Origin of the sequence: Bacteroides ilei (assembly GCF_900128495.1) — a bacterium.
Lineage (GTDB): Bacteria > Bacteroidota > Bacteroidia > Bacteroidales > Bacteroidaceae > Phocaeicola > Phocaeicola ilei.
The window spans coordinates 1-2,856 of record NZ_LT635809.1 but is presented as its reverse complement, the minus strand read 5'-3'; the positions used below and the strand labels follow the sequence as shown (position 1 = coordinate 2,856).

General features: G+C 37.4%; 4 protein-coding genes. All 4 read right to left on the bottom strand.

Annotated elements, in window-relative coordinates:
• On the bottom strand, nucleotides 1-253 hold a 253-nt coding region (locus BQ7489_RS17615), incomplete at its 3' end, for a hypothetical protein (RefSeq protein WP_162617838.1).
• A gap of 306 nt (nucleotides 254-559) precedes the next feature.
• Nucleotides 560-1,348, bottom strand: coding sequence for a hypothetical protein (locus BQ7489_RS17145; RefSeq protein WP_072532377.1), 789 nt, complete (start codon nucleotides 1,346-1,348; stop codon nucleotides 560-562).
• A gap of 3 nt (nucleotides 1,349-1,351) precedes the next feature.
• The gene (locus tag BQ7489_RS17140; protein WP_072532376.1) at nucleotides 1,352-1,879 is read right to left on the bottom strand and encodes a hypothetical protein; all 528 of its coding nucleotides are present in this window, start codon (nucleotides 1,877-1,879) and stop codon (nucleotides 1,352-1,354) included.
• Between the two features lie 2 nt (nucleotides 1,880-1,881).
• Nucleotides 1,882-2,718, bottom strand: a complete 837-nt coding sequence (locus BQ7489_RS17135; protein ID WP_262483208.1) for an exonuclease domain-containing protein — start codon at nucleotides 2,716-2,718, stop codon at nucleotides 1,882-1,884.
• Nucleotides 2,719-2,856 lie beyond the last annotated feature (138 nt).

Here is a 2,856-nt window from a genome sequence, read left to right as displayed (position 1 = left end):
GTAAACCTCCTTTCTTGCAAAGCAAAACGGAACAGATAAACCAGCACAGGCAAGCAACGGCAGCCAGCCAATGAATAAAAAAGGAACAGCTAAGAATGCTGAAGGAAGCAAGTACTTGAGAAACAAGTACAGCCTGACGGTTTGATACTCTCTCTTCCATAAGAGCGGAAAAGATACAATTCTCACGGTTCAGCCATAAAGAAATACGGCTTTCTTTTGCCTGGCTTGCGGGCAATGCAATTTGATTTTTCATTTTTGTAGGACATTTTAAAATGAAACAATATGTAATTAAAATTACGGGAAAGGAAACAAGAAAGGTTCCGCTTTCCCGTTGTCCTACACCTTGAGAAAGGCAGTGGGCGCATTAACGCTCCACACGGGGGTCGGAACCATAAGTTATATAGCTAGAGCTATGGACATAAAAAATGCCCGCAGCAAAGTTATTTGGCGAGCCATCTCGCCTTTCTCAAAATGTAGGACATCACAAATATGAGGATTTATTTTGGAATGGCAAAAGAAAAAGCGGAAACTTTTTGAGGTTTCCGCTATAATTCCAAATTCAAAAAGGAAGCAGACTTAAGGAACGCCCCTTCCTACTATCCTTATCTATAAAAATAATATTTTCATCATCTGATTCTAAAATATACATTCTCTGATCCATACCTACTAATTTTGCTGTTTCCCAAAAGATATCATCATCGCTAAACGTGACATCATCTCCTAATCTTATAAGTTGATTATTGACATTGTAAATTTCATTAACTTTTTTATTCTCTTTATTTTTTAAATCATTTATTGCATTTAATATTATACTAGTATCTACTGACAAATTTTGTTGTTTAGGCATTTCAGCCTTATTTATCGCTAATAAGCTAATTAATGAATTAACATTATCTGAATCAGCCTTTTCAGTCTCTTCCAATGCCTTCTTTATTTCAGCACGTCCTTTTTCCACTTCATCAATTCTGAGGGTCTCACTATATGATAAAGTCCTAATACTCGATATATCAAAAGGCATAACCGTTTTTTTATCCTTTATCAATACCGTTTTCATATTGAAAGCCTGCCTAAAACCTAACTCATAGAATACATTCGCATTACGAGAGCTGATATCGCATATAGCCATATCGTATTTCACCGCTTTTTGCAAAATATCCACTATAATCATATTGGTTTTAGAGGTGTCGTCAGCTCGGTCTACTTTATATCCGGCCGCTTCACATGCCGGTTTTATTAGGTATTCATATACCCGGCCAAAATGTCCCTTCTCATAACCGTCTACATCACTAATAGGCATTATGACAAAGCATGTTTTTTGAGGCTTTTCTTCTTTAGTTACTTTAGTCATAGGTTAAAATAAATTCTGCTGTTGGGGTTCTTTTGTGGAATCTTTATACTTCTTAATCATCTCAAGCATTAACTCATCTTTAACAATCGAATCCTGAATACGTTCGTTTAAATCATCTGAATTTTCTTTATCTTTCAAGTCTTTTTGATTCTGCCGAATCCGTCCATTGGCACGATCCTTTAAATAATCCAACAAAAGATTCTCGGTTGTAAACTTCAACTTGCGATATGGAGTATTACTTGCATTGATGGCATCCTCCAGTATCTGAAAGAATTCATCCTTCTCCCCACTCTTGAATTTATCCATCAAATAATTAGAAACAATAACGACATCAATATCCTTATTGAAATCATTCATACGTGCATATCCGCCAATGTTTCCTAACATCTGCATAAAAATATCCTGTCTACCAGACAAACCTGAGGATATAAAAATTTCACGTCCATAATATTTGATATCATAACTATCCATAAAAATTTTGAACCATAAAGCATCATAGGTTAGGTTCACACTTTCTTTTTTTGCTGCCATATTCAGTTTTTATTTAGTTCATTCATAATTTCACATAATTCTTTCTCGTAAATGAGCCGGATATTCTTCCCTTTTGCATTGAGTTCTTCAATCTTCTTGAGTTTAGACGGCCCAGCTCCTTCTCCTACAATGACAATATTGGTTTTGCCTGATATTGTCGTATTTATGTCTGCACCGAATGATTTCAGGATAGAACCGAGCTCATCACGGTCGGGGTAGGCACAAAAGACACCTGTAATCACCACTTTCTTTTGGAAGAAAATCGTATTCTTGTTTTCTACGTCTTCCTCGGACAAAGGCATCAGAGTGTCATGGTCGTACTTGCGAGCTTCCTTATTTGCCATCACTTCCTTCAGATCGTAGTGAGCTAGGTCTTTCGCCAAATGTCCCTGATAGCAAAGGTAGAGTTTTGCACAAGCTTCCGCATCGGCCAGTGCATCATGATGGTTGACAAGCTGGATACCGTTTTCTTCACAGCAAGCTTTCAGCCCTTTTCCATACAGTTCTAGTGTATCAACATAGTGTGCTAGGTCAATTCCAATCAGATTATAGTATTCCATGCAACTTCTAAAGACATTGATATCTGTGGAACTGTTATGACATACAATCGGAAGATCTTCAATGAATGATTTTAGTAACGGGAACAATTCGGAAAAGAAGGGAGCATCGGCTACCATCTCATCTGTCAGTCCGTGTACATGAGTGTTGCGTTCGGTTCTGGAGTCAGGTATCGGTTTGATAAGTGAGTAGAATTTCTGGCTGATAACCCCATTGTGGACTCTTACAAGCCCTATGGCGCATGCACTAGTCAGCTCCGGTGTCATGGTTTCAAAGTCTATAGCGACAAAATCGTAAGTATTCGGCCAACTACAGGTATTAAACCTTTATATACAACAATAGCGACTGTCACTATGAACCTAATAGTATCAGCCGCTATTGTTTTGTTGAACCCATATGTTACAATTTATATCAGTTAC

Coding starts and splice junctions, on each gene's coding strand:
- BQ7489_RS17145 (WP_072532377.1), bottom strand. CDS start 1,348: ATGACTAAAGTAACTAAAGAAGAAAAGCCTCAAAAAACATGCTTTGTC.
- BQ7489_RS17140 (WP_072532376.1), bottom strand. CDS start 1,879: ATGGCAGCAAAAAAAGAAAGTGTGAACCTAACCTATGATGCTTTATGG.